Origin of the sequence: Flavobacterium anhuiense (assembly GCF_900101855.1) — a bacterium.
Taxonomy (GTDB): domain Bacteria; phylum Bacteroidota; class Bacteroidia; order Flavobacteriales; family Flavobacteriaceae; genus Flavobacterium; species Flavobacterium anhuiense.
Map to the genome: position 1 here is coordinate 1 of NZ_FMVC01000008.1, position 26,249 is coordinate 26,249.

The following is a 26,249-nucleotide window of genomic DNA, read 5'->3' on the forward strand; positions in this document are numbered from 1 at the left end:
AGCCATTATGAAATAAAATTTGAAGAGATATTATCTGATAATGGAGCTGAATTTGGAATTAAAACCAGCAAGGTAAAAAATCAGCATCCTTTCGAAAGAATGCTGATGGAGCTCGGGATCGTACACAGATACACCAGACCTTACCGCCCACAGACAAACGGCAAGGTGGAGAGGTTTTGGAGAACTCTGGAAGAGGATTTATTGCGAGATACTGATTTTGATTCTCAAGAAGAGTTAAAAGAGGAATTGCTGCAATATTTATATTATTACAATCATGAAAGACCGCATCAGGGAATTGATGGAAAAAAGCCAATCGAAATGATAAATCCGTTACCGAAATAAGTAACTTTTACAGAAATGACAAAGTGTAAATAAAACAAAAAAACCGAAGCTTATGCTTCGGTTTTTTTGTTTTGAATTTGGTCCCGATAGCTATCGGGATCAAAAGTTGATAATTAATTTTTTAATCCACCCATTTATAATATCTCGCTCCAATTAAAACAGGAATTTCTTTTTCAATTCGGTCTAAAACCCATTCGTTTTTTGGAGTTCTAACACTTTGTTTTTGTTCTTTTTTATGAAGGCTTTCATAAGTGTTGAAATCAATTTCTACGCTTTCGGCTAAATTTTCAAAAAGCTTTACATTTCCTAAAGCCGATTTCCATTCTGGCTGAATAGTCCCTTCAAAAACTTTCGATTTCGATCCGCTTCCGTAAGCTAAGAAACCGAATTTAGCTCCAGCAACTTCTTTATTTGTATCGTAAAAATGGGCCAAAGTCGATAACAATCCCATGAAAATAGAACCTGTATACAGATTTCCAATTAAAGAAGAAGCCAATTCAGCTGGCTGTAATTTCTCAGTTACAAAACTTCTGTAATCATCCGATTTTGCCACTTCTTTAATTTTTGTCTGATAATCTGCAGGTGCGATATCATCAGCAATAATTTTTTCGGCACTGTCTAAAGTATAAATTTCAGAAAGCATTCGTCGCCCTTGGAAAGAATACGGTAAATGCATCACGATACTATGCCAAGTGTTGTATAAAGTTTCGGTTGCGTTTTTTAATTTTTTGAATGAAAAGTAAGCATTGCGCGTACGATCCATATAACATTGGTTTGAATACTGACCGTCAAAAACAGGCTGATCTTTATGGATTTCGATTTCAGCTTCTAAATTGTCAAACCAAGAATCGTTATTGGTGTTTTTTGTAATTTCTTCTTTAGAAATGGTTCTGTATGGTTTAAAGAAATCGAAAACACCTTTTGTACTTGTTGCCCAATTGTCGTCAAAAGCAATGATTTTTGGGTTTGCAGTAATTAACATGGCAACAGCTCCAGCACCTTGAGTATATTCTCCGCCAGAGTTTAAATCGTATTTTGCAAAATCAGAAGTGACTACAATTGCTTTTTTAGTTGGATTTAATTTAACGAAATCTAGACAGTTCTGCATCGCGTCAACTCCGCCGATACAAGCAAAAGTAAAGTCAACTACATCGCATTCTGCTAATGAATCTTCGCCAAATTTCTGCTCCATTAAACTAATTAAATAAGAAGCAATTGGTTTAGAACTGTCAACACCGCTTTCGGTACCAACATAGATTCGGCTTATTTCGTTTAGATTGATTTTATTATCAATGATAAGTTTGGTTAACGCATTAGCTCCAAAAACAACCGCGTCCTGATGAACGTCTGGAAAAGTCATTTTTAGTAATCCAAGACCTTTTTCTAATTTTTCTGGTTCAATATTTCTGGCAATTGCCAAAGTTTTTATGGGTAAATGTATGTTTGCTACATCAAACGAAATAGCATCAATTCCTGTTTTCATTATTAATTTTTTGAGGCGCTAAAGGTAAAACTATGTTGCGGAATGACAATTTTTTACTTAGACAAAATTTCAGACAAAGAACACTTTTAAAGAAAATAAATCAAAACTTTGAATAAAATAACAATATGATAATTTTTGGTAATCTACTTAGTCTGTAAATTTTTCTCCTAAGGCTTAAAAAGCAATGTTTTGAAGTTTTCTATAGTGAATTATTTTTTAGCAGCTTTGGTTTTGTACGTAAAAGTACGTAGAATTGAGCTATTTTAAAATCATTATAAATAACAGCGAAATGGTTGTAGTTCTTTTGTATTTGAATTATTTTTGTCTAATTTTTTAAAACAAACTACTTAACACTTATGGCACAATCTGCACTATTGAATGCTTCCATTTTAAAGAAAGTAGCTATGGCTCTTTCGGGAATATTCTTAATCACGTTTTTAGCGCTGCATGTTTCCTTAAATTTTATCTCTATTATTAGTGAAGACGTTTTTAACGAAGCTTCTCACTTTATGGGATACAATCCGCTGATTCAGTATGTAATGCAGCCAATTTTGGCATTTGGGGTAATTTTCCACTTTGTAATGGGATTTATTCTTACGGCTCAAAACAGCGCGGCACGACCAATCGCATACGCTAAATACAACGGAGCTGCAAACGCTTCTTGGAGTTCTAGAAATATGATTATTTCTGGATTGGTTATTTTGGCTTTCTTAGGATTGCACTTTTATGATTTCTGGTTTCCTGAAGTTACCTACAAATATATTGCAGGTACAGCGCCAGATGCTACAAGGTATTATGGTGAGTTAGTTCACAAATTTCATGACCCAATCCGTACGGCATTGTACTGTGTGTCATTTATCCTTTTAGGATTCCACTTATGGCACGGGTTTGCATCTTCTCTTCAATCAGTGGGGATGTACAACAAATACTCTAGATTTTTAGCGAAAGTAGGTTACTGGTTTGCAGTTGTAGTTCCAGCACTTTTCGTAATTATCGCTTTATTTCATCATTTCAATAATTAATATAAAATTATAATGGCATTAGATTCAAAAATTCCAAATGGTCCTATAGCGGACAAATGGACAAATTATAAAGATCATATTAATTTAGTAAACCCTGCCAACAAACGTAATCTTGATATTATCGTAGTAGGTACAGGTTTGGCTGGAGGTTCGGCTGCGGCTACTCTAGCAGAGTTAGGATATAACGTAAAAGCATTCTGCTTCCAAGATTCTCCACGTCGTGCGCACTCTATTGCTGCACAAGGAGGTATCAACGCGGCAAAAAACTATAAAGGTGACGGTGACTCAGTTTACAGATTGTTCTATGATACTGTAAAGGGAGGTGACTACCGTGCACGTGAAGCAAACGTTTATCGTTTAGCTGAAGTTTCTGCTAATATTATCGATCAATGTGTGGCTCAAGGAGTTCCATTGGCTCGTGAATATGGCGGACTTTTAGATAACCGTTCTTTTGGAGGAACTTTGGTTTCTCGTACATTTTATGCACAAGGACAAACTGGACAACAATTATTGTTAGGAGCTTATTCTGCAATGAACCGTCAGATTGGTCGTGGAAAAATTAAAATGTACAACCGTCACGAAATGCTTGATTTGGTTGTTGTTGACGGAAAAGCGAGAGGTATTATTGCTCGTAATTTAATCACTGGAGAAATAGAAAGACATTCTGCTCACGCGGTAGTAATTGGTTCAGGAGGATACGGAAACGTATTTTTCCTTTCTACAAATGCTATGGGAAGTAACGCAACAGCAGCTTGGAAAATTCATAAAAAAGGAGCGTTTTTCGCAAATCCTTGTTACACGCAAATTCACCCAACATGTATTCCGGTTTCAGGAGATCATCAGTCTAAATTGACTTTGATGTCTGAATCTTTACGTAATGATGGTCGTATTTGGGTGCCTAAAAAATTGGAAGATGCTCAGGCTATCCGTGAAGGTAGAAAAAAAGCAAATGATTTATCTGAAGACGAAAGAGATTACTTCTTAGAAAGAAGATATCCAGCTTTCGGTAACTTAGTGCCTCGTGACGTTGCGTCTCGTGCAGCTAAAGAAAGATGTGATGCTGGGTTTGGAGTTAACAAAACTGGAGAAGCAGTTTACTTAGATTTCGCAGCAGCTATCAAACGTTACGGAACTGAAGAAGCTTACGTAAAAGGTTTAGATGCTAATGATGCTGCTTTAGTTACTAAATTAGGAACTGCAATCGTAAAAAGTAAATACGGAAACTTATTCCAAATGTACTTGAAAATTGTTGATGAAGATCCTTATGTAACGCCAATGATGATCTACCCAGCGGTTCACTACACAATGGGTGGAACTTGGGTTGATTATAACTTAATGACTACAATTCCTGGATGTTTCTCAATTGGAGAATCTAACTTCTCTGACCACGGAGCAAATAGACTTGGAGCTTCTGCTTTAATGCAAGGTTTAGCTGATGGATATTTCGTATTGCCATATACTATTGGAGATTATTTAGCTCCAGATATTAAAATGGGACCAATTTCTACAGACCTGCCAGAATTCGTTGAAGCTGAAAAAGCAGTTGTAGATCAAATCAATAAATTCATCAACAATAACGGTAAACATTCTGTAGATTATTTCCACAAAAAATTAGGAAAAATTATGTGGAATAAAGTAGGTATGGCTCGTAATGCTAAAGGTTTAACTGAGGCAATCGAAGAAATTGCTGCTTTACGTGAAGAGTTTTATAGAGATGTAAAAGTTCCAGGTGGCGCTTATGAATTCAATCAGGAATTAGAAAAAGCGACTCGTGTTGCCGATTTCTTAGAATTAGGAGAATTGTTCGCGAAAGATGCTTTACACCGTAACGAATCTTGTGGAGGTCACTTCCGTGAGGAGTATCAGACAGAAGAAGGGGAAGCACTTCGTGACGACGAAAACTTTGCATACGTTGCAGCTTGGGAATACAAAGGAAAACCAAGTGATGCAGTGTTGCACAAAGAACCTCTTAATTACGAAAACATTAAATTAGTTCAAAGAAGTTATAAATAAGAATTTGGTCGAAAGCCCAAAGTCTTAAAGTCAAAAGGCAAAATGTGCCAAACGACTTTCGACTTTCGACTTATGACTTTCAAACGAAAAAGGTATGAAACTTACATTAAAAATATGGCGTCAAAAAAACGCTCAAGATAAAGGAGGGATTGTAGAATATCCTATCGATGGAATCGAACCAGACATGTCTTTCCTTGAAATGTTAGACGTTCTTAACGAAGGTTTAATCAATAAAGGAGACGAGCCTGTAGCATTTGACCACGATTGCCGCGAGGGAATCTGCGGAATGTGTTCTTTATTCATCAACGGTGAAGCACACGGACCAGATAGAGGTGTTACAACTTGCCAGTTGCACATGCGTATGTTTAAAGATGGTGATACGATTTTTATCGAACCATTTAGAGCAAAAGCTTTCCCGGTAATTAAAGATTTAGTAGTTGATAGAAGTTCTTTTGACAGAATTCAGCACGCTGGAGGATTTATTTCTGTAAACACTTCAGGAAACACAATTGATGCGAATACTATTCCAGTTCCAAAAGCAGATGCAGATAAATCATTTGATGCTGCAGCTTGTATTGGTTGTGGAGCTTGTGTTGCAACTTGTAAAAACTCTTCAGCAATGTTATTCGTTTCTGCAAAAGTTTCTCAATATGCATTATTGCCACAAGGTAAAGTTGAAGCAACAGACCGTGTGTTAAACATGGTTCACCAAATGGATTTAGAAGGTTTCGGTAACTGTACGAATACGGGAGCTTGTGAAATCGAATGTCCAAAAGGAATTTCACTTGAAAATATCGCACGTATGAACCGTGAGTATTTAGCAGCAAGCTTGAAAGGTTAATTAAACCGATTACTATATTAAAAACGCTTCCGATATCGGAAGCGTTTTTTTTATTCATAGTACAATTGGGAAGCGCTTATTTCTTCTTTTTTTTGACCTTCTTTCTGAATAAAACAATTTAAGATTGTACCTCCAGTTAAATCAAAATAGCTAATATTGATTTTGTGAAATCCCTTTTCTAGTGTGACAGCGCCATAAGCTTCATTCATCCAATGAATGCCATCATTGTCTACAACCAATTCGTCGTCAATAAAAAGCTTAGATCCGTCGTCTGAAAGCGTCGAAAAAGTATAATTTCCTGTTTCTGCTATAAAGATGTATCCATTGAATTTTAAGCCGATGTAACGCTCCAATTTCGTTTTCCATTTTTCAGCACTGATTTTGCCTTCTAAAATTCCCGAACCAACAGGTTTTGAAAGTTCTAAATCCTGAACTTGCTTAAATGTCCCAGTGAAATATTCAAATTGAATTCCGTTTTTCTTAGGCTGAATAGCAAACGAAGGTTTTACATCTGGATTGCGGACAATTATTTTATTAATCGAGCTCCTTTTGCCGCTTTCGCTGATTTGAATTGTTTTGATGGTTCTATATTCTCCTTTTGGAATATTTATCGTTACCGGATTTCGGTAAAAGTTTGCTGTTTCATTTGGATTATAGCCGTCAATGGTATAAAATATCTTTCCGTTTTTAATGGTTGGTTTGAGATCCAAAATATATTTTGATGTAATTAAAGCTTTTTCATCTGCGCCAAAAGGAGCTGGAACTTTATATAATCTGTTTTCTAATTCTAATTTTTCTAAATGGTACGGCACTTGATTTTGAATAAAATGATTATAGTTTTTGTTTTGAGGTTCGGTCCAAGCGATTTCTGCCAAAGCGAAAATTCTAGGGTAAAGCATATAATTCAATTTTGCTGGACTTGTTAAATATTCCGACCATAAATTGGCTTGAACTCCAATGATGTATTTTTGTTCTTCCATATTTAGGCTGTCAACAGGAGTTGGATTGTAGTGGTATACTTTTTCTAAGGTGCTTAGTCTACCAACGGTAAGTGGCTCGTTTGGCGAATAACCCTGATTATAATCAAAATAAACAGTGCTTTCAGGAGTCATTACAACAGGATGTTTCAGTTTTGCAGCATGAATTCCACCCGATTCTCCTCTCCAAGACATTACAGCGGCGTTTGGTGCCAATCCGCCTTCTAGAATTTCATCCCAGCCAAAAATCTGCCTTCCGTTGGCATTCAGAAATTTTTCAATTCTTTTTATGAAATAACTCTGCAGTTCGTGCTCATCTTTCAAGCCTAAATCTTTGATTCGCTTTTGACAATTTGGGCAAACTTTCCATCTTGTTTTTGGGCATTCGTCTCCGCCGATATGAATATTTTTACTTGGGAATAATGCCATTACTTCGGTTAAAACATCTTCCAAAAAGGTAAAAGTTTCATCCTTTCCAGCGCAGAAAACATCTTCAAAAACACCCCAAGATTCTACGACTTTATAATTTCGATCTGGAAAACAAGCCAGATTTGGATAAGCCGTAATCGCCGCCGAAGCATGACCTGGCATTTCGATTTCTGGTATAATATTCACGTAATGATCTTCGGCAAATTTTATTACTTCTTTAATTTCTTCTTGAGTATAATATCCGCCGTAAGGATTTCCGTCAAAAAAGAATGGTGATCTTTCAAATTTATTACCGACTAAAGTTTGCGCTCTTTTTGAACCGACTTCTGTCAGCTTTGGATATTTTTTTATCTCGATTCGCCAGCCTTGATCGTCGGTCAAGTGCCAGTGAAAATTATTTAATTTATAGCTAGACATTTGTCTGATAAAATCTTTTATAACACTAACGGAGAAAAAATGACGGCAGACGTCTAAATGCAAGCCTCGGTAAGAATATCGTGGTTGATCTTCGATAAGTAAGCACGGCAATTTAATCACGTTGGAAATTTTGTTTGGAAGGAGCTGTAATAAAGTCTGAACAGCATAGAAAAGGCCTTCTTCTTTTCCTGAAACTAAAATTTTATTCGAAGTAATTTCAATTTTATACCCTTCTTTTGATGTGTAATTTACATCCGAATTAAACTCAATTTTCAGATTTGATTTCTTTGAATTGGATTTAGAATTTAATGCCGCTTCTAAAATTTTTGCTGATTTCGATTCCTTTTCACTATAATTTTTGTTTGTAAAAATCACTTGAACTTTTCCGTTTATGCGAATACTGTCTCCAGTCAATTTATACAAATTGGGAGCGGGAATTATAGAAACGTTTTGTTCTGAATTTTGAGAATTTCCATTTAAAAAAGAAAAAAGGAAAAATAGAAAAAGGATTTTTTTCATAGGAGAAAAACTTTAAATTTTGGTAAAAAGATGTTTTAAAGATATAGAAATGATTTTATTGATAATACCGCTTTTGCTTTCGTTGAATTATTTATCGAAATGTTTATTTTTGTAGGTAGAAAAAACAATTGGCATGAGCACTGAAAATGAAGTTTTAAATTATAGTAAAGAAGAACGTAAAAATCATATTCTAAAAGAGATTAACCTGCATACGCGTGTGAGTTTTGAAACTCTTTCGGCTAAACTTGGTGTTTCCGAAGATACTGTTCGTCGTGATATTAATGAACTTGACGCCGACTCACTTATAATCAAAGTAAAGGGCGGTGCAATGACCAAAGGATATCACTATTCTTCATCTAACCAAACTTATGCTGTCGAAGCTAAACAAGTTATTGCACAGAAAGCTGTAAGTCTTCTTCATGACGGAATGGTTTTAATTGTTGATGGAGGAACCACTATTCGTGAATTCATCCGATTAATTCCAAACGATCTTAATCTAACTGTTTTTACTATTACTGCTTTAACGGCTGTTCAGCTTTTAGATAAACCTAATATTAAAACCATCATGATTGGCGGAAGCATTTCATCATACAGCCAAATGTGTGTTAGCGGAGAAGCTTTTCATCAATTAGCCAACATAAAAGCAGATCTTTTGGTCCTTGGAACAAATGCTCTAGATATCGATGGCGGTTATTCCGATTCTGACTGGGAAACCGTTCAAGTTAAAAAAGCAATGATTCAGGCTTCTAAAAAAACAGCAGTTTTGACCATTACAGAAAAACTAAATACGGTTCTTAAAATGAAAATCGCCAGTGTATCTGAGGTAAATTATGTAATTACCGAAGAAGAGCCTACTCATGAAAAACTAAAGACGTACAAAGAAAATTTTCCAAGTCTTACTGTGATTTAATCCCAATGTTTTACTAGAAAATCAATCCAATTTTGGTGAAATATTTTTATTAGATCTTCATCAGTATAACCATGATTTTTGAATATCAAAACTAATTTTTGCAAATCGGCAATGGTATCTAAATCATAAGGGCATTGTTCTGTTCCGAATGCGCCGTCTAGATCAGAGCCAATTCCGATATGATTTGCATTTCCTGCAATTTGGCAGATATGATCCATGTGCTGAAAAGCCGTTTCTAAACTGCAACTCATTTTCCTTGGATCAGAAATACCCCTTTCCCAATTCGGAACCATCATCCAGGCGTCTAAAGCTCCACCAATAACAGCTCCTCTCGAAATTAAAGCTTTAATCATTTCATCGCTGTATTGACGATTATGATCAACTAATGCTCTGCAGTTATTATGACTTGCCCAAACCGCTCCATTAAAATGGTCCAGCGCCTGCCAAAAAGCATCATCACACAAATGAGTGGCATCCAGAATAATATTAAGGCGTTCCATTTCTTTCAATAAATCAATTCCGTTCTGATTCATTTTCCCAGTTGCATCAGTTCCGTTGGCATATCGCCCAGGGCCGTAATGCGCGGGACCAACAGCTCGTAACCCGTAATTATGTGCTTTTTCCAAATAAGAAAGATCAACAATTGAATCTGCACCTTCCAAGCTTAAAATGTAGCCAATTGGTTTCTTGTCATTAGGCGTTCCATCATTCCATAAATTATAATGTTTTAGGAGTGATTTTTTATCTGTAATCTGTGTCATTTCTCCAGCTTCTTCCATGGATTTGTACCAAGTAAGCTGTCCTTGAGTTTGAGCCCAAGCTTGTTCGGGCGAATTCCATCCCGGAATAATGCTGCCTGGTTTTACAAACCTTGCGATTTGAGTCGCAACGACAATTCCGATATTACCTCGTCGAAGATCAGGAAAAGAAACCGTTGCGCGTTCGCGATCGGGTTTGTCGGTCATTCCTTTTTCTAATCCTCGTAAAGTTGGAACATCGTTTCTCAGATCCCGATTCCATTCCATTGCATTCATGCTTAGATCTAAATGAGCGTCTAGTATAAACATAATTCAAATAAAAAATTAAATAGTATTTTTTCGGCCTCTAGCGCCAACTGGCCATTGCGCATAAATTTGATGTTTTTTATTCACCACCTGAAGATTGTCGTATAAAGCGACAGTTGGACAAACATGATATGGTTCTGCATAGATAATATCTCCAATTTCATATTCATTCTGACCTCTATTTTCTAAAATCAGATGTTCTTCAGAATGAGCGGTTGGAATAAGATTTTCATCATTCAAAACAACTAATCTTTTGTTAATTGGATTTTCAGATGAAACGGCTTTATAACCAATATCGACACAAAAACTATTTTTTGTCGGTTTAGAAATAATAGTCCCAACAATCGCCAATGCAGGTTTAAAATCTTGTTCGGGAAGATGAGTCTGATAATTAGAATCCCAAAAAACAAAAGTTCCTGGACTGCATTCTACATTTTCCTGTTTGGCATAAAAAGGGAAAGTATTAGAACCTCCTGCAACAATTTTCAAATCATAATTGATGTTTTCAACTTGACTGATAATTTGATCAAATGTTTTCGAAGCTTCTACATTTCGTTCTTCTATACTTCCTTTTATATGTCCGTCATAAATATGTATGCCTCTCAAATGAAGATTTTCCAATTTTAAAATCTCCTGAATTAATCCTTGCCAATCTTCAGAAATAGAAAACCCTGTTCGATTCATTCCTGTATTTAAATCCAAATAAACAGAAAGAGTTAGATTATTTCTTTTAGCAATTTCATTTAAATCAGAAGCTGTTTTCAAATTGTCTACAATGGTTGAAAAATTAATTTCAGAGAATTTTTTAATTAGCGAAATCCATCTTTCAGCTTTTAGACCAACAGGCTGATATGCCAAAAGAATATCTTCTACATTTTGATTGGCAGCCAATTCAGCTTCGGCAATTGTCGCACATTTTACTTTTTTGATATTATAAATTTTGAAAAGCTCTAAAATCTCGGCATTTTTATGTGTTTTTATGTGTGGACGCAATCGCTGAGTATCACCTTTGACGTAAGAAATAAGCCGTTCAATATTTTGTCTTACGCGATCTTCGTAAACTGCTAAAAACGGAGTGTCGATAAGTGTTTCGGAATTGATTTTCCACCAGTTCTTTTGCATGGTTCTTGTTCTTTAGCTGGTTGATATTATGGTGAACATAATTTTTTAAACACATAGGGGCATAGATTTTAGATGCTGGTGAAAGGCATTTCACTTTACATTAATAAATATAGTCTATGTGAAAATGACTAGTCATTTGTTTTGACTTTCAATGTGAAATTAAATAAAGCTTATGTTTCTATGTGTTTAAAAAAAAATTAATACAATTCAAAAAGCGCTTCAACTTCAACTGGAATATTATCAGGAAGCGACCCAAATCCGACAGCACTTCTAACGCCGATTCCGTTTTCTTGTCCCCAGACTTCTGCAAATAATTCGCTGCAGCCGTTTATTACATAAGGATGTTTTAAGAAATCAGAAGTACAGTTTACCATTCCTAAAACTTTGATGACTCTTTTTACTTTGCTTAAACTTCCAAAATTGGTTACAATGGTAGAAAGCATAGTCAATCCAACCTGTCTAGCGGCCAGCTTTCCAGCTTCAATATCCATATCTTCTCCAATGCGCCCGATAATTAAAGATTTATCATCTTGAACAGGGCCATGACCAGATAAGTATAAATATTTTCCGTCTACCAAATAGGGCTTGTAAATGCCCAAAGGCTGTGGAGCTGGAGGCAATGACAAACCTAGACTTTCGAATTTTTCTTGTGGATTTAAACTCATGATTTTAATGTATTAAAGCGTTTAAAATAAATATAAATATAATTCCCAAGACAGAAACCAGCGATTCCATTACGGTCCAGGATTTAAAAGTATCTTTTAGACTGATATTAAAATATTCTTTGAACATCCAAAAACTCGGATCGTTAACATGTGAACACATTAAACTTCCGGCTCCTACAGAAAGTACAAAGAGATTAGGGTCTAAATTGTTTGATTGTAGTAAAGGTAACAAAACGCTGGCAGTCATTAGACCTGCAGCGGTTGCAGAACCAACGCAAACACGAATTATTGCAGCCATAATCCACGCTAATAAAAATGGGTGTATATTAACTTGGTTTAAAGTATCAACAATGGTTTCGTTTACACCGCTTACAATCATGACTTCTTTTAAACAGCCCGCACCTCCAACAATTAAAACAATTAGCGCAACATCTTTTATAGCTTGTGTGTAATCGTCCATGACAGATGAAACACTGCGGTTCATCCTAATTCCCAATGTATAAGTGCAAAGAAGCAGTGATAGCAACATAATTATACTTGGATCACCAATAATTTTACAGATAGCAATTAGTTTTTCATTATTTGAAATCAACGGAAGTAAAGAAGTAATTGTTAATCCAAAAACGGGAAATAGTGCAGAAAATAAACTCAGACTAAAAGTTGGCAATTTCCCTTCGTTTGTAATTTCCTCAACATTTAAAATTTCATGATCCGATTCGGTTTTGATGTTTTTAAAGCGTGTTGAAAACCAAAGTCCAGCAATTAAAATAGTCGGAATAGCGATTATGATTCCGTAAATTAAAACCAATCCAATATCAGCTTTCAAAATGCTGCTCAATGCCATTGGGGAAGGATGCGGAGGTAGAAATCCGTGCGCTACAGAAAGTGAAGCCAGCATTGGAATTCCCAAATATACTTTAGATAATTTAAATTGATGTGCAACCGAAAAAATTAGTGGAACTAAAAGAACAAAACCTACGCTGTAGAAAAGCGGAATTCCAATAATAAATCCAGTAATCATTAAACCCAAACGAACATATTTTCTGCCTGTCCAATTCATAACCGTTTTGGCAATCACTTTTGCTGCACCAGATGAAACGGCGAGTTTACCAATGCAGGTTCCAAAAACAATAATTAAAGTAATTGAACCGAGCATTTCGCCAAGGCCTTTTTGCAAAACAGGTGAAATAGTTTCAACAGGTAACCCTAATAAAAGAGCGGCCAATAGAGAGGTGACAATAAATGCTAAAAATGGATTTATTTTAAACCAGGCAATCTGTAAAATCAAAAAAATAATGCACGCAGTGAGTATAAGAATGCTCATGGTTTGTGGTTGTATTTTAGTTAGTTATAATTGTGGTTGTAATTTCAAATATATAAAATATTTTTACACTTCGCATTTTTTTTGCAAAAACTGCGTTTTTTTTGCATTGTATTGTTAAAGTTATTGAGTGATAAATAAGAATGTCTTGTGTTTTCTACCTTTATAGAAAAATAAAATGAGATGAAAATAGCTTTAATCCAAACCGATCTTTTTTGGCAGAATGCCAGTAAAAACCGTGAAAATTTCGATTCAAAAATTAATGAAATTGATTCGGAAGTAAATTTGATTGTACTTCCTGAAATGTTTTCGACCGGATTTACCATGAATGCTTCTGAGGTTGCTGAAACCATGCAAGGTGAAACGATTGGATGGATGAAGTTTAAAGCGAAACAAAAAAATACAGCAATTACTGGAAGTGTAGTTATTGTCGAAAATGGAAAGTATTATAATCGTATGATTTTTGTTTTTCCGTCAGGCGAAATTCAATATTACGATAAAAGGCATTCCTTTTCTCTTGCAGGCGAAGACAAAGTGTATACGCGTGGAAACCGAAAAGTAATTGTAGAGTATTTAGACTGGAAAATATGCCTTCAGGTTTGTTATGATTTGAGATTTCCTGTTTTTGTGCGAAATGCAGAAAACTACGACCTGATTCTGTATGTGGCCAATTGGCCAAAAGTGCGCACTAATGCTTGGGATGCTTTGATAAAGGCCCGGGCAATAGAAAATCTTTCCTATGTAATTGGGGTAAACAGGATAGGGAAGGATGCTCATAATTTTGAACACATTGGTCATTCACAAGCGATAGATTTCTTAGGGAATTATATTTTAGAGCCACAAGAAAAAAATGGTGTCTTTGTCGTAGAATTAGACAAAAACACCATGCATGAAACGCGTAAAAAGTTAGATTTTTTAAGCGATAGAGATCAGTTTGATATCAAGTTTTAAAAAGCTTTCCGTTTCTTTTCTGCGTCTTTTCTCTTTTTATCGTCCTGTTTTTTCTCAACTTCTGGATTAAAAGGAATGCTCAGGTCAATAGTTTCGTTCCGATCCCAATTGGCGCGGACATCAAATTCTTCCTGATTGTAAAAAACTTCTTCGGGATACCTTTTTTCTAAGAAGCTACCGGTATCGTATTGTTTGTTTTTATTGTCATCATAAATAATACGAACCGTGAAAACATCTGGTTGCAATAAATTGAATTCTAATGTAGTTGCACCTTCAGAATATCCTTCAGCCAAAACAACGTCTCCTTTTTTATTGGTCAGTTCAACAATAATAGGAAAACGTTTTACATTTTTCAGGTTCAATATAATATTTCCGTAATCAGCATATTCTTTAGTAGCGAGTTTATACGATAAAGTATCGTTTGTTTTTTCGTAGAAATCGGTCAAAGCACCTGGAAGGAAAGTGAAATTATACTTATCCAAAGGTTCTTTTTTGAAATCTATATACAGTTTCTGGTCAAATTCGTCGTATTCTGTGGTATAAGGAACAGCAACAGAATCTTTATTAACCAATGTGATTTTAGATTTATCAAATTTTACCAAAGGAGTTTCACTTTCCAATGTAAAACGCTCTCTAAAATTAAGCTGGCCATTTTGTATCGCTTTAATATTTAAAGTGTCTTTTTTTAAAGCTTTAATTTTAAAAGAAAATCTTTTCTTATAGTCTCCTTTTTCAACTTCCATAGATAACGAATCGGCTTTAACAGGTTTGTACCAGACTTGAAGCGAATCTTTTTTAGGAAATTGTGTGACAATAGTTTCCAAAACCTCGTTACCATTTTTTAGGGTAATTTTTGGTTTTGAATTCTTGAAATTCTGTTTCCCTTCATACGGAAGATACAAGCGGTTTCCAGAAGCTTGAATAGGTTTGAAAGCTTTTAGAGGAAGCGTTTCTTTAAACAATTCTAACTCATAAACAGTATCCGTCGGAACTGTGATGTAGTTTTTTAAAAACCCGATTTTGTCATCTTTCGGATTAAATTTATTGTTTGATCCTTTATCTTTTAAAGCAACCAGAAGATATTTTCCCTCTTTCAAATTTTCAAATTGAAAAGTACGCATACTATCCAAAGTGTTGGTAATATAGCGTGGAAATTCTTTGTAAATCGTAGAATCTTTAAATTTGTCATTTACTTCATATAGCATTACAGAAACAAAATTGTCAACATATTTTCCGTAAGCATCTTTAATTCTTCCGTTCAATTTAAGCGAATCAATATGTGATCCTGTTGAGAAAATGTATTTAAACTGATTTAAAGCATTCCCCTCGTTATTATCCTGAATTGCTTGTCCAAAATTTAGGCTATAAGTGGTGTTTGGCAACAAAGTATCTCGAAGTTCTATTTTTATAAATTTGCTGACATTGGTAGGCGTAATTAATGGCTCATTTTTTAAAGGGGGAGAAATGATCAGCTGTTTATTGGTGTTTTTAAGTTTGACATATTCGTCAAAATTTAACGTGATCGTATTTCCTTTAAAATCAGTTGTGAAATTTTTTGGAAAGCTAGATGTTAAAACAGGGGGTAACGTATCTTTTAAACCGCCGGTAATGCTGCCTCTTTTGGCGCAGCTTATCATTGATATTAAAATTATAAAAGCAATGTATTTAAGAGTGTTTTTCAACATAACGGTTTTTCAATTTGATTGCACAAAATAACGATTATATTTGCTTTAATTGAAATTTTTTAGCCATTTATTAGGATTTGGAATTTTGCGAATCTTTTAAAAATATGGTCTTTCGAACATTTTAAAATGATATAATTTCTTACTTTTGAATTAAAATGTAATTTTCTAAGTTTTGTTCAAACGATTTTTTCCAGTTTTGTTTCTCTTTTTAATGTTATCATGCACTAAAAACGAAAAACCCTTAATCTCCTTTTACTATTGGAAAACGATGTTCAAATTTTCAAAAATAGAGAAAGAGGCTTTGGATGAGAATGATGTTCAAAAACTTTATGTTAGGTATTTTGATATTGGACTTCATCCAGAATCAAATCTTCCAATTCCCATAAGTCCTGTTCGATTCGAACAAAATCCAAAAGGATATACAATCGTTCCTGTGGTTTTCATTCAAAATAAAATCATGTTGCAACCCAGTCTCGATGTAGAAAATCTGGCTCAAAAAACTTTTGATTTTATAGAACAAATCAATTCCAAAAACAAAATTGATTGTCGGGAAATTCAAATTGACTGCGATTGGACACTGAATAGCAAAGAGAATTATTTGAAGTTTATCGAGGTTTTTAAAAAACTTTCAAAAAAGAAACTTTCAGCGACCATTCGACTGCATCAGGTGAAATACTTCAAAAAAACAAAAATCCCAAATGTAGATTCTGGAGTTCTGATGTATTACAATATGGGTTCGATTGCGCCAGATTCGCTAAATTCTATTTACGATCAGAAAGTGGCAGAGCGATATCTGAAAAGTTTGAAGAAATATCCGCTGCATCTTGATTTTGCATTCTCGATTTATTCTTGGGGAGTTCATATTAGAGACAATAAAGTGATTGGACTTCGTTCTAAAATGAGCATTTCAACATTAGAGAAAGATTCCAATTTTGAAAAAACAAGTCCGGTTTTTTTCAGAGTAAAACATTCCAATTATAAAAATGGTATTTTTTATGAAGAAAATGATCTTTTGAAAATAGAAGAAATTAAAGCAGAAGATTTAAAAGAAATGGCAGAAGATTTGCAAGACAATCTTATCGAAAAGCCAAACGAAATTATATTTTACGATTTAGACGAATTCAATTTAAATAATTATGAAAAGAATATTTTTAAGCAAGTTGTTTCTTGGTTTTAGTGCCGCATTCCTTTTTGCCTGTGGAATAATTTATGCCTGTGCAGATGGAGATTGGGATTATTTTGGTGCTTATAATTCAAACTTTACTCCAGAAACTTTTGCCGACAAATCATACTCTCCTCTGTTTTTATCGGGTGGAATTTTCTACGGAATTGGTTTTGATACCCAGCATAATTCGCGTTTCAATAAAAATATAAAATCAGATTGGGCAGATTATCTTAAAGGAAAAGTCGATACAACAACAGTCAATTATTTTTTAATTGGAGATGAAAAGCCGAGATATTATTCTGATGAAAAAAATACGATTAAAAACAAAGAAGAAATAACGGATCTGCACGTTTTTTATAAAACAAAAAAAGAAAACAAAAGCTCTCAAAAATGGGGCAAAAAGCTGAATTTGAAAGATGAGAAAGTAAAAAACTTTGTTGAATTTTTGTATTTGGCTCAAAAAATAGAAACCGTTTCAATTGGCGAAGATTATTGGAGTTATGATCCTGTTGTGGCAAAAACTTTCAATGATGCCAAAATGATTCAATCAATCGAAAATGTATACAATACTTTGTCTGATCCGTTTTTAAAAAACAGATATTGGTTCCTCACTATGAAGGCGCGTTTTTATAGTAATGACAAACAAAAAGCAATTGACTTTTTTAACAAAACCGAAAGTTCTGTTGCCAAGAATACTTTGTATTATCGTGCTTTGGCGTATGTTGCCGGAATAAATTATAAGCAGAAAAAATACGCGACTTCAAATTATTTATACGCTCAGGTTTTTGACAAATGTCCAGAATTAAGAGTGGTTACGGCTTATAGTTTCAAACCAAAAAGCGAATCTGATTGGACTAAGGCTTTAGCCATGGCAAAAAACAATAAAGAAAAAGCAGCGCTTTGGGCAATTCACGGATATTATAAAGATGAAAAACAGGCGATTGAAAAAATCTACGAGTTAGATCCGAAAAGTGAACATTTAAATTATCTAGGAACGAGATTGGTTAATTCGCTAGAGCAAAAAATAAACAATTCATTTCAGGTGAGCAGCGGAGATTATAGCAAGCCGCCAACACCGCAGACTGTTGCAGAGAATAAAAATGAAAACAAAGCAAAAGTTGACAATAGTGCAGTTGATTTAATTGCAAAAATTTCTGCTGCTGGAAATACCGAAAAACCATACTTATGGGATCTTGCAATTGGATATCTTCAAACGCTAAAAGGCGATTATGCTAATGCGGATAAGAATTATACGAAAGCTGAAAAAACACTTCCAAAAACAGAATTGGCTAAATATCAAATTCGATTATTGCGTTTTGTAAATAATTTGAGCAAAATAGATAAGCTGACTGATAAAAACGAAAAAACAATTCTAGCCGATTTGAATTGGCTGTATTATGAACTTCCTAAAAATTATAAAGGACAAGAATTTCGTTATCAGAATGCTTCATCATGGAGCAGAAGTTATTTGTCAAATCTTTGTAAAGAAAGCGGCAATTTGGTTATGGCTGAAATTTTTGGTGAATCTCGTTATAGTTATTGGAATGATGGAAATTCGTTTTATGATGATGAGAAGAAATTATTGGGAATTAAAACATTTTTGGCAAAACCAAATAAAACTGAAATAGAAAATATTGGCGCAGGAATTTATAGTTTGAAACTAAAAGATATAAATAATTTTCAAGCAGTTCAGGCGACATTTAAAAACAAAATTCCAGAAGCAATCGAGTTTATGAAACAAACTGATTCGGTTCAATATTATAAATTCTTAGGAAATCCGTTTAACGGAAGTATAAAAGACTGTCATGATTGTGATCACGCGGCGTATCAGAAAAGAAAATATATTTTTATGGATTTCTTGACTACAATAAAAGAAATGCAGGATAAATTGGCGCAGAAAGAAGATGTTTACACGAATAGTCTTTTGCTAGGAAATGCGTTTTATAATATTTCTCATTTTGGAAACGGAAGAACTTTTTATGAAAACAACATTGTAGGTTATGGTTCTAGTCCATATTCATTTAGAAATACAATGAAAGAAATGATTACAAATAATTCGGTTTCGAAAATGTATTATCAAAAAGCTTTTGAAGCAGCATCAAACAAAGAGCAAAAAGCAAAATGTTTGTATCTGATTTCAAAATGTGAAAGAAATGAATATTACAATAAAAAATACAATAACGTAAACAGCTATTGGGAAATTCAAGATGATAAAGTTAATTTTATTGCCTGGAATTCATTCAAAGCTTTAAGAAAAGATTATTCTGACACCAAATACTATCAGGATGTAATTGCAGAATGCGGTTATTTTAATACATATATAAATCAATAATTGAAGTAATGGTAAACAAAATAGAACATATCGGGATTGCTGTAAAAAACATGGATGATGCGAATGTTTTGTTCGAAAAAATGCTTGGCGTTCCGTCTTATAAAATGGAAGCAGTAGAAAGCGAAGGCGTATTAACTTCTTTTTTTCAAACCGGAAATAATAAAATCGAACTCTTGGTAGCAACAAATACTGAAAGTCCGATTGCTAAATTTCTGGAGAAAAAAGGAGAAGGCATTCATCATATTGCATTTGATGTTGATGATATCGAAGCTGAAATTGCACGTTTAAAAAACGAAGGTTTTGTCTTGATTAACGAAGTTCCGAAGCAAGGAGCCGACAATAAATTGGTTGTTTTTCTGCATCCAAAGAACACAAATGGAGTTTTGGTGGAGCTTTGCCAAGAAATTAAATAAAAAAATGTCATTTTAATTTTTAAATAAGATGTTGAAAATCAATTTCGTTTTTGAGATTCAAAAAAAGATTTAAAATAAAATTCAAATGATGTCTTAAAATATTTGGAGTGAATGAAAAATAGTAGTAATATTGCATCCTCTAAACCGGTCCTATAGCTCAGCTGGTTAGAGCACCTGACTCATAATCAGGTGGTCCCTGGTTCGAGCCCAGGTGGGACCACTAATAAAATCAAGCCTTTACAGTGATGTAAAGGCTTTTTTATTTTCATATGACGAGCATTTGACGAACATCAATTGTTTTATAATCAATTAGTTTTGTTTACTTTTATATAACTTAATTAATTATAATATGACCATTTATATCTACATCTTGTCATTTATTCTGATTTTTGCGAGAATTGTTGTTCCTGTATATCTGCTTTTTAGATTGTTTTTCATAGTTAAACCTCTATTTGTAAATTTATATTTTGAAGAGAAATTTAGATATTATGTAGGAATTAATAAAAGTAGGTTGTTGATCTTGCTTCTAATTTTCCTTTTATCATTTTTATTAGGAGTCATTCTTGGTAAAGAAGTTTTGAGTGTTTCAGAAACTTACAAAATCTTATTAAACCTCTTTTTACTTGTTTTTACCCAGTTTCTATTGTTTTATATGTTTGAAATAAAAACACCTAGGAGTATTTTTAAAATAGTAAAAGATTGTCTTGAAAACCCAAGCGAAATATTTAAACAAAAGGAAGTTGTTTTTGAAGAAAGTGATGTAATTGGATCAATGAATCAGAATGGTGTGAATTTTAAAGATGCCATAAATTTGACCAATGGAGATATTATTAAGCAGATTCATCAAAGAGAGTTTGATCTAATAATAGAGAAGTATATTAATATTTTTCGAGATAGTTCTTCAATTGAAAATCTTTATAAGTTATGCAATGGAATGGAAATAAAAGAAGGATCAATTTCAATAAGAATAAATAATAAAAGAAATTCAAAACAGAACATAATTGAAATATTGACATCACTTTTCAATATTCAAAAAAATTGGAATTCACATATTAAAGATAAAACAAACACCAAAATTATTGATTTTTTTAATAAATATATTAGAATAAATGATGGAGATAAAATTTTACACCTTAATGATTTTACACGATTATTTGAAAAATTGCCTTGATCGCTATGTAAAATTTGATTACTCAAATATGTTTTTTAAAGATAAAATAAGCTAAAGTGATTTGTTCTGTTTGAGAATTTATTATTATTAGTTATTTTAAATATGTAAATTGTTTTTACACGATTTTTTACATAGCCAAACCTGCGTAAACTTGTTTCATAATTTAAAAATTAGAAATATGGATGCAAGTAATTTTACTTCCAAAATTGATCGATTGGAATTGATCGTAATGGAACTAGCAAAGAAACAAGATGCGTTTATTAAAAAGGCATTAATGAAACTATCTTTAAATAGTAAAGATGTTTATTCCTCTGAAGAAGCTGCCGAGTTTTTATCAATAGAGGTCAAATACATTTATCAGCTTACCCACCAACGAAAGATTAGATATTCCAAGAAAAAAGGTCAGAAGAAAATCTATTTTAGAAAAGCAGATCTTCTTGATTATTTAAACGGAGAGATCATTAGTACTACTGAAGATCTTGAAAACACAAATGCTGCTTTGTGGAGAAAATAAGGCGTTCAACTTCTGCAAAATGAACGCATAAAAATCTTTTATTTTTTAATCAAATTCTTATGACAAGATTGTAAGGATGATAATTTGAATCTTATGGACTTAGATATTCCTTATATCAGAGTAGGAACTTCCTATTTCAAAATTATAGATAAACCTTTAATATCTGGCGATAAAGTAAAAGTAATGGTGCGCTGGAATCGTGAAACAATCATTTCAGATCACGGAAAATCGTTTTTAAACGATATATCCAAACTAGATGGATTTTGCTGTATTCCTAATCATTTTGGTTATGAGCAAATTGTAGATGATTTCTATAATACCTATAATGAACTGCCTAACCAACCAATAGCTAAGGATTTTTCAATTCATGAACTCGAAAAATTGATTCCAAATTCATTGCAATTTATTCAACATGTTTTTGGAGACCAAAGAGAGTTAGGCTTAGACTATATAAAACTTTTATATGAAAAGCCTACTCAAACATTGCCAATTCTTTGCTTAGTAAGCAAAGAACGATCGACAGGAAAAAGCTCTTTTATAAAGTGGTTGAAGGCAATTTTTGGAATGAATATGACTTACATAAAAGGCGATTCGTTTGGTTCACAGTTTAATTCTGATTGGGCAAGTATGTTACTTGTAGCTATTGATGAAGTGTTTTTTGATAAAAAAGAAATTACAGAACGTTTAAAATACCTTTCTACAACTGACAAAGATAAAATAGAAGCAAAAGGAAAGGATCGACAAGAAATTGAATTCTTTGCAAAATTTATTCTTTGTTCTAATAATGAAGATAATTTTATTCAAATAGATGAAGAAGAAATCCGTTTTTGGATTCGTAAAATACGTACTATAAATACAGAAGATGTATTTTTTCTTAAAAAACTGAACAAAGAAATTCCGTATTTCTTAAAGTACCTGCAAATGAGAAATTTTTTTTCCGAGCAAAAAACAAGAATGTGGTTTAAACCCGAGCAGATTATGACAGCCTCCTTATTAAAGCTTGTAAATCGAAATAAAGAAGAAATACTTATTCTTGAATTGATACATGAATGTTTTGAGAAAATGGAAGAGGATGAGTTGAAATTAGCTCCTAATGATATTTTTATTCTACTGAGGAAGCAAAATAACAGAATAAATATTTCTGCTAATGAAATAAGAAATATTCTCAAACGATGGGGTTTTACACCAGAAGATAATACAAAGTCTTATTGCGGAGTTGAATTATTGTCGCATGGTGAATTTGTAAAAGTAGATCGAAGAGGACGTTTCTATACAATTAAAAAGATTTTGTTTTATAAAATATTTGATGCTTTGATGCAAAATTAGTATAAAGTCTTGTAATTGAGCTAAACAGATCTGCATCAAAGCTTGCATCAAACTAAAAAACAATCTTTTTTGATGCAAAACTGATGCAGGACAAAAATAAAGTGATGCACTGATGCAACTATTGATGCAGTTCAATCTTAAGGTAATCAATGGGTTACGTGGTATTTACATCAAAACATCAAAAAAAGAAAAAATTATAGTTCTTTCTTTTTCATTAGCAAATGAACAGCTTGTTCAAAATCAAATAGAAGATTTATTAAAAAAACAATTATGGAAAAGTTCAATTGTAAAAGTGCAAATCAAATTGATTTGGTCAATTATCTGGAAACATTAGGACATGAGCCATCAAAAATAAAAAATCAGGATTATTGGTATCTATCGCCATTTCGAAATGAAAACACACCTTCTTTTAAAGTGAATCAGAAATTAAATTGTTGGTATGACCATGGATTAGGCAAGGGAGGAAATGTAGTTGATTTTGGGATTGAATATTTTAGATGTAGTGTTTCTGAATTTTTACAACTTTTAAAAGGTAATAGCATTTCCTCCGGTATAAGTTTATCACTTAAAAATGATAATCAACAGTCTTCAAATCTAAGAATTGCAAATGAAAAGAAAGATAATCCCCCTGATAAAATTATCATTGGTGATGTACGGACATTGGAAAATAAGTTGTTGATGGCTTATTTAGATAAACGAAGCATTTCACAAGAGATCGCAAGACAACATTGTAAAGAGGTTGATTTTTGTTTAAATAATCGAAAGCATACTGCTATTGGATTTCTGAATATTTCAGGAGGATATGAATTACGTAGTGAAAATTTTAAAGGTAGCAGCTCACCAAAAGATATCACTTTCATAGATGCCCAAGCAAAATCAGTAGTCGTTTTTGAAGGCTTTTTTGACTACCTCTCTTATATAATGATGAATCAAAAATCAGTTAACCTACAAACAAATTTCCTGATACTAAATTCCCTGTCTTTTTTTAAGAAGTCTCTACAATTAATGGAAAGACACGAGAGAGTCGATCTTTATTTAGACAGAGATACAGGGGGCATAAAATGTACTAGTGAAGCTCTACAAAGTGATACTGCAAAATATACCGACCAAAGTTTTTTATATGAGCAAAAGAAAGATTTAAACGAATGGTTAAACCAGGAACCGCAAGTTAAACGAGGTCATAGTTTTAGGAGATCTATATGACGTCCGAGTGGTAGCCAGCTATGTTTTGGTAAAACCAAAACGCTGGCTCCCCTCATGCTGCCGCATTCGTTGAGAGGGATTTTTTTCATGCATCTGCATTCAAAAAATAAATGATAAGAGACAATGGAAGAGAAAGAAATAAAAAAGAACAGAGGAGGAAGACCCAAAAAGGCTGTAAAAAGAGATCAGCTGATGGCAATGAAATGTACGCTCTATGAGCGTAAAATAATTGAATCCAAAGCTAAAAAATCGAATCTTAGCGTTTCCGAATACCTTCGTGAAATTGGACTCAAAGCAAAGATTGATTATAGGAATAAAGCCCTTCCGAAAGAAATTCTAAGCTTTACCGGAGTGCTTAATCACCTGGCAGCCAACCTTAATCAGATAGCCAAAAAGAGAAATAGCAACGATGAATTAAGTCCGCTTGAACGAGCAGAATTAAAAGTACAGTCAGGTCGGGTTAAAGATCTTGCTGTTCAAATTAAAAACTTTATGTCATGATAGGTCGTGTAAGTATAGGCAGCTCTTTTTATCATTGTATTAGCTACTGTTTGGAAGATAAAATAGAATTGTCTGAAGAGAAAAAACTTGCACTTGCACTGCAAGACCGTTTGCAGCATAAAGACCGAGCAGAAGTATTAGAATATAATAAATGCTTCGGTAACAAGTATGAGCTTACACAGCAGTTTAAAGATGTTCGAAGATTAAGCAGGCGTGTTGAAAAACCAATGTTGCATCTGACCTTACGTTTAGCTCCGGAAGATACATTAACCAAAGAACAATTGAGAGAAGTTGGAAGAGAATGTGCCAAGGAGTTTGGTATAGCAGACAACCAGTACATTTGTGTGCTACATAGGGATACCAAAGAGCAGCATATACATATTGCAGCCAATCGAGTTGGCTTTGATGGTAAGGTTGCCAATGATAGTAATAGCTATAAACGCATGGCTGAACTTTGTCGTTGTCTTGAAAAGAAATATGGTCTTCAAGAAGTATTAAGCCCAAGAGCATTTCTATTTGCTAAAGACAGGTTACTGCCTCGCCACGATAGTAGAAAAGAAAAACTAAAAGTAGATATCCGACAGACATTAAAGTATGCCAACTCTTATCTAGGATTTGAAAGACAAATGAAGGAGTTGGGATATAAAGTTCTTAAAGGCAGGGGGATTTCTTTTATAGATGATAAAAAAGTAAAAATAAAGGGGAGCGAAGTTGGTTTTTCTTTGACAAAAATTGAAAAGATATTACATCAGAAACAACAGTATGCCATGAAAAATATTGGTGAAGAAAAAAATCATGACAGAGATAGTCAGTCAATATCTAATTCTTTTAACACTGAAAAACAAAACGAAGAAAATCAAGGCTATAGTTTAGATAGATCAGTAGTTGTTAAAGAAGTTTTAGGAGTTATAGGACAATTAATGAATTCTGAATATGAGCCGGATTATATTGATCCTGAATTACAAAGAATTCCACAAAAGAAAAAGAAGAAATCAGCATTAAGGAGATGATATAAAAATATAAAAATATGGAAACAAATTCAAATACAGAAAAAAAGGGTCATATAGAAAGTGAGACATTGCATTTAGTACTGGAGGAATTTGCACTGGAACAGAAAACAAACAATCACCAAATTCAGGTGCTTATTACTGCAGTTAAAAACATAGAGAATAAAATCGATGTGTTTAAAAAGGAACATAGAACAGAAAAAAATGTTTCAGAACAATTGGATATTAAACCAATGGAGGCTATCCTGCGAAAAGGCTTTCTAGATATTAAATTTATGATTGGAAGGCAGCCGAAAAGTATCATAAGGAAATTTCAGATTTTGTTATTTCCGGAACATGATGCAAAACTGTTTTATAAAATTGTTTTTGGAAGATGGTTTTTATGGCTTGCTATAATGATAGCCTTAAACAGTCTTTACAGCTGGGGCATACATTATAGTGATAATAGCAAAGAAATTGAAATGCGACAAATTCAAAATGATAGGATAAGAAAAGCTTGGGAGTATATGTATATTAATAGTGATAAAGAAACTAAAAAACTTATGAAAAAAGCGTATGAAACTCGGTAGAATGTAAATGATAATGAAAAATCGAAATAAAGTTTTTTTTATTCGGTACTATAGAGGTGGTTCATTTAGTAGAATTAACCTTTCACACCATATTTTCTGCAAAGCCGCAAATTAAAAGATTAAAAAAACATCTACTATCTCAAAGCTTAAGGATGTTTTTTAACATTCATCTAATTATCAAATATTTCATTTTTAATTTTGAAAACGTTAAAATTGCTATTAAGTGTTTGATCGCTGTACCTGACACTCCAAAGAAGGACAAAATAAGCCATTGGAAGAAAAATAAT

Annotated in this window: 23 protein-coding genes and 1 tRNA gene; 17 read left to right on the plus strand and 7 right to left on the minus strand. The window is 33.3% G+C overall.

Annotated elements, in window-relative coordinates; all coding sequences use genetic code 11:
- On the plus strand, positions 1 to 342 hold a 342-nt coding region (locus BLP44_RS19265), incomplete at its 5' end, for an integrase core domain-containing protein (RefSeq protein ID WP_139159199.1).
- A 121-nt stretch (positions 343 to 463) separates the two neighbouring features.
- Here BLP44_RS19265 and BLP44_RS19270 read toward each other — a convergent pair.
- Positions 464 to 1,825, minus strand: coding sequence for a hydroxymethylglutaryl-CoA synthase family protein (locus BLP44_RS19270; RefSeq protein ID WP_091135323.1), 1,362 nt, complete (start codon positions 1,823 to 1,825; stop codon positions 464 to 466).
- Positions 1,826 to 2,181: 356 nt separating this feature from the next.
- Between BLP44_RS19270 and BLP44_RS19275 the strand changes: the two genes are divergently transcribed.
- The 3 genes from BLP44_RS19275 (at position 2,182) to BLP44_RS19285 (ending at position 5,701) form a co-directional block, all read left to right on the plus strand.
- Complete coding sequence (locus BLP44_RS19275; protein WP_008465261.1) at positions 2,182 to 2,847, plus strand: succinate dehydrogenase cytochrome b subunit; 666 nt, start codon at positions 2,182 to 2,184, stop codon at positions 2,845 to 2,847.
- A 12-nt stretch (positions 2,848 to 2,859) separates the two neighbouring features.
- Positions 2,860 to 4,860, plus strand: coding sequence for a fumarate reductase/succinate dehydrogenase flavoprotein subunit (locus BLP44_RS19280; RefSeq protein WP_008465260.1), 2,001 nt, complete (start codon positions 2,860 to 2,862; stop codon positions 4,858 to 4,860).
- 94 nt (positions 4,861 to 4,954) lie between these two features.
- Positions 4,955 to 5,701 carry a succinate dehydrogenase/fumarate reductase iron-sulfur subunit gene (locus tag BLP44_RS19285; RefSeq protein WP_091135325.1) on the plus strand — a complete coding sequence of 249 codons (747 nt, stop codon included), beginning with the start codon at positions 4,955 to 4,957 and terminating at the stop codon, positions 5,699 to 5,701.
- 50 nt (positions 5,702 to 5,751) lie between these two features.
- Here the strand turns inward: BLP44_RS19285 and BLP44_RS19290 are convergent, their stop codons facing one another.
- Positions 5,752 to 8,043, minus strand: coding sequence for a family 20 glycosylhydrolase (locus BLP44_RS19290; protein ID WP_091135328.1), 2,292 nt, complete (start codon positions 8,041 to 8,043; stop codon positions 5,752 to 5,754).
- Between the two features lie 133 nt (positions 8,044 to 8,176).
- On the opposite strand from BLP44_RS19290, the gene BLP44_RS19295 reads away from it, so the two are divergent.
- Positions 8,177 to 8,953, plus strand: coding sequence for a DeoR/GlpR family DNA-binding transcription regulator (locus BLP44_RS19295; protein ID WP_091135330.1), 777 nt, complete (start codon positions 8,177 to 8,179; stop codon positions 8,951 to 8,953).
- Here the strand turns inward: BLP44_RS19295 and BLP44_RS19300 are convergent.
- The 4 genes from BLP44_RS19300 to BLP44_RS19315 form a co-directional block, all read right to left on the minus strand.
- A complete protein-coding gene (locus tag BLP44_RS19300; RefSeq protein WP_091135332.1) occupies positions 8,950 to 10,020 on the minus strand; it encodes a dipeptidase in 1,071 nt (356 codons plus the stop codon). The two genes, BLP44_RS19295 and BLP44_RS19300, sit on opposite strands and share 4 nt — an antisense overlap.
- Before the next feature lie 15 nt (positions 10,021 to 10,035).
- Positions 10,036 to 11,139 (minus strand): D-TA family PLP-dependent enzyme, encoded by a 1,104-nt coding sequence (locus BLP44_RS19305; RefSeq protein WP_091135335.1) that lies wholly within the window; start codon positions 11,137 to 11,139, stop codon positions 10,036 to 10,038.
- A 197-nt stretch (positions 11,140 to 11,336) separates the two neighbouring features.
- Complete coding sequence (locus tag BLP44_RS19310; RefSeq protein ID WP_091135337.1) at positions 11,337 to 11,804, minus strand: RidA family protein; 468 nt, start codon at positions 11,802 to 11,804, stop codon at positions 11,337 to 11,339.
- 4 nt (positions 11,805 to 11,808) lie between these two features.
- Positions 11,809 to 13,128 carry a GntP family permease gene (locus tag BLP44_RS19315; RefSeq protein WP_091135339.1) on the minus strand — a complete coding sequence of 440 codons (1,320 nt, stop codon included), beginning with the start codon at positions 13,126 to 13,128 and terminating at the stop codon, positions 11,809 to 11,811.
- Positions 13,129 to 13,308: 180 nt separating this feature from the next.
- On the opposite strand from BLP44_RS19315, the gene BLP44_RS19320 reads away from it, so the two are divergent.
- Entirely contained in the window at positions 13,309 to 14,076 is a 768-nt protein-coding gene (locus BLP44_RS19320; RefSeq protein ID WP_091135341.1) for a nitrilase family protein, read from the plus strand.
- Here BLP44_RS19320 and BLP44_RS19325 read toward each other — a convergent pair.
- The gene (locus BLP44_RS19325; RefSeq protein WP_091135343.1) at positions 14,073 to 15,761 is read right to left on the minus strand and encodes an Ig-like domain-containing domain; all 1,689 of its coding nucleotides are present in this window, start codon (positions 15,759 to 15,761) and stop codon (positions 14,073 to 14,075) included. The two genes, BLP44_RS19320 and BLP44_RS19325, sit on opposite strands and share 4 nt — an antisense overlap.
- Positions 15,762 to 16,029: 268 nt before the next feature.
- Here BLP44_RS19325 and BLP44_RS19330 point away from each other — a divergent pair, with 268 nt between their 5' ends.
- The 11 genes from BLP44_RS19330 to BLP44_RS19380 all read left to right on the plus strand — a co-directional run bounded on the left by BLP44_RS19330 (position 16,030) and on the right by BLP44_RS19380 (position 25,962).
- On the plus strand, positions 16,030 to 16,938 hold the full coding sequence (locus BLP44_RS19330) for a hypothetical protein (protein ID WP_091135344.1): 909 nt from the start codon (positions 16,030 to 16,032) through the stop codon (positions 16,936 to 16,938).
- Positions 16,898 to 19,258, plus strand: a complete 2,361-nt coding sequence (locus BLP44_RS19335; RefSeq protein ID WP_091135345.1) for a hypothetical protein — start codon at positions 16,898 to 16,900, stop codon at positions 19,256 to 19,258. The genes BLP44_RS19330 and BLP44_RS19335 overlap by 41 nt, the downstream gene beginning before the upstream one ends.
- Positions 19,259 to 19,266: 8 nt before the next feature.
- Positions 19,267 to 19,671, plus strand: coding sequence for a methylmalonyl-CoA epimerase (mce, locus tag BLP44_RS19340; protein WP_091135347.1), 405 nt, complete (start codon positions 19,267 to 19,269; stop codon positions 19,669 to 19,671).
- A gap of 146 nt (positions 19,672 to 19,817) precedes the next feature.
- A tRNA-Ile gene (locus BLP44_RS19345) sits at positions 19,818 to 19,891 on the plus strand.
- Positions 19,892 to 20,020: 129 nt separating this feature from the next.
- Positions 20,021 to 20,842 carry a hypothetical protein gene (locus BLP44_RS19350; RefSeq protein WP_091135348.1) on the plus strand — a complete coding sequence of 274 codons (822 nt, stop codon included), beginning with the start codon at positions 20,021 to 20,023 and terminating at the stop codon, positions 20,840 to 20,842.
- A 178-nt stretch (positions 20,843 to 21,020) separates the two neighbouring features.
- The gene (locus BLP44_RS19355) at positions 21,021 to 21,356 is read left to right on the plus strand and encodes a helix-turn-helix domain-containing protein (RefSeq protein ID WP_091135351.1); all 336 of its coding nucleotides are present in this window, start codon (positions 21,021 to 21,023) and stop codon (positions 21,354 to 21,356) included.
- 93 nt (positions 21,357 to 21,449) lie between these two features.
- On the plus strand, positions 21,450 to 22,682 hold the full coding sequence (locus BLP44_RS19360) for a primase-helicase family protein (RefSeq protein ID WP_091135353.1): 1,233 nt from the start codon (positions 21,450 to 21,452) through the stop codon (positions 22,680 to 22,682).
- 270 nt (positions 22,683 to 22,952) lie between these two features.
- Entirely contained in the window at positions 22,953 to 23,885 is a 933-nt protein-coding gene (locus tag BLP44_RS19365) for a toprim domain-containing protein (RefSeq protein ID WP_091135355.1), read from the plus strand.
- Positions 23,886 to 24,008: 123 nt separating this feature from the next.
- Positions 24,009 to 24,386: a plasmid mobilization protein gene (locus BLP44_RS19370; protein WP_091135357.1), complete on the plus strand. Its 378-nt coding sequence runs from the start codon at positions 24,009 to 24,011 to the stop codon at positions 24,384 to 24,386.
- Positions 24,383 to 25,396 (plus strand): relaxase/mobilization nuclease domain-containing protein, encoded by a 1,014-nt coding sequence (locus BLP44_RS19375; protein ID WP_091135359.1) that lies wholly within the window; start codon positions 24,383 to 24,385, stop codon positions 25,394 to 25,396. Before BLP44_RS19370 ends, BLP44_RS19375 begins: the two co-directional genes overlap by 4 nt.
- A 17-nt stretch (positions 25,397 to 25,413) precedes the next feature.
- A complete protein-coding gene (locus BLP44_RS19380; RefSeq protein WP_091135362.1) occupies positions 25,414 to 25,962 on the plus strand; it encodes a hypothetical protein in 549 nt (182 codons plus the stop codon).
- Positions 25,963 to 26,249: the final 287 nt, after the last annotated feature.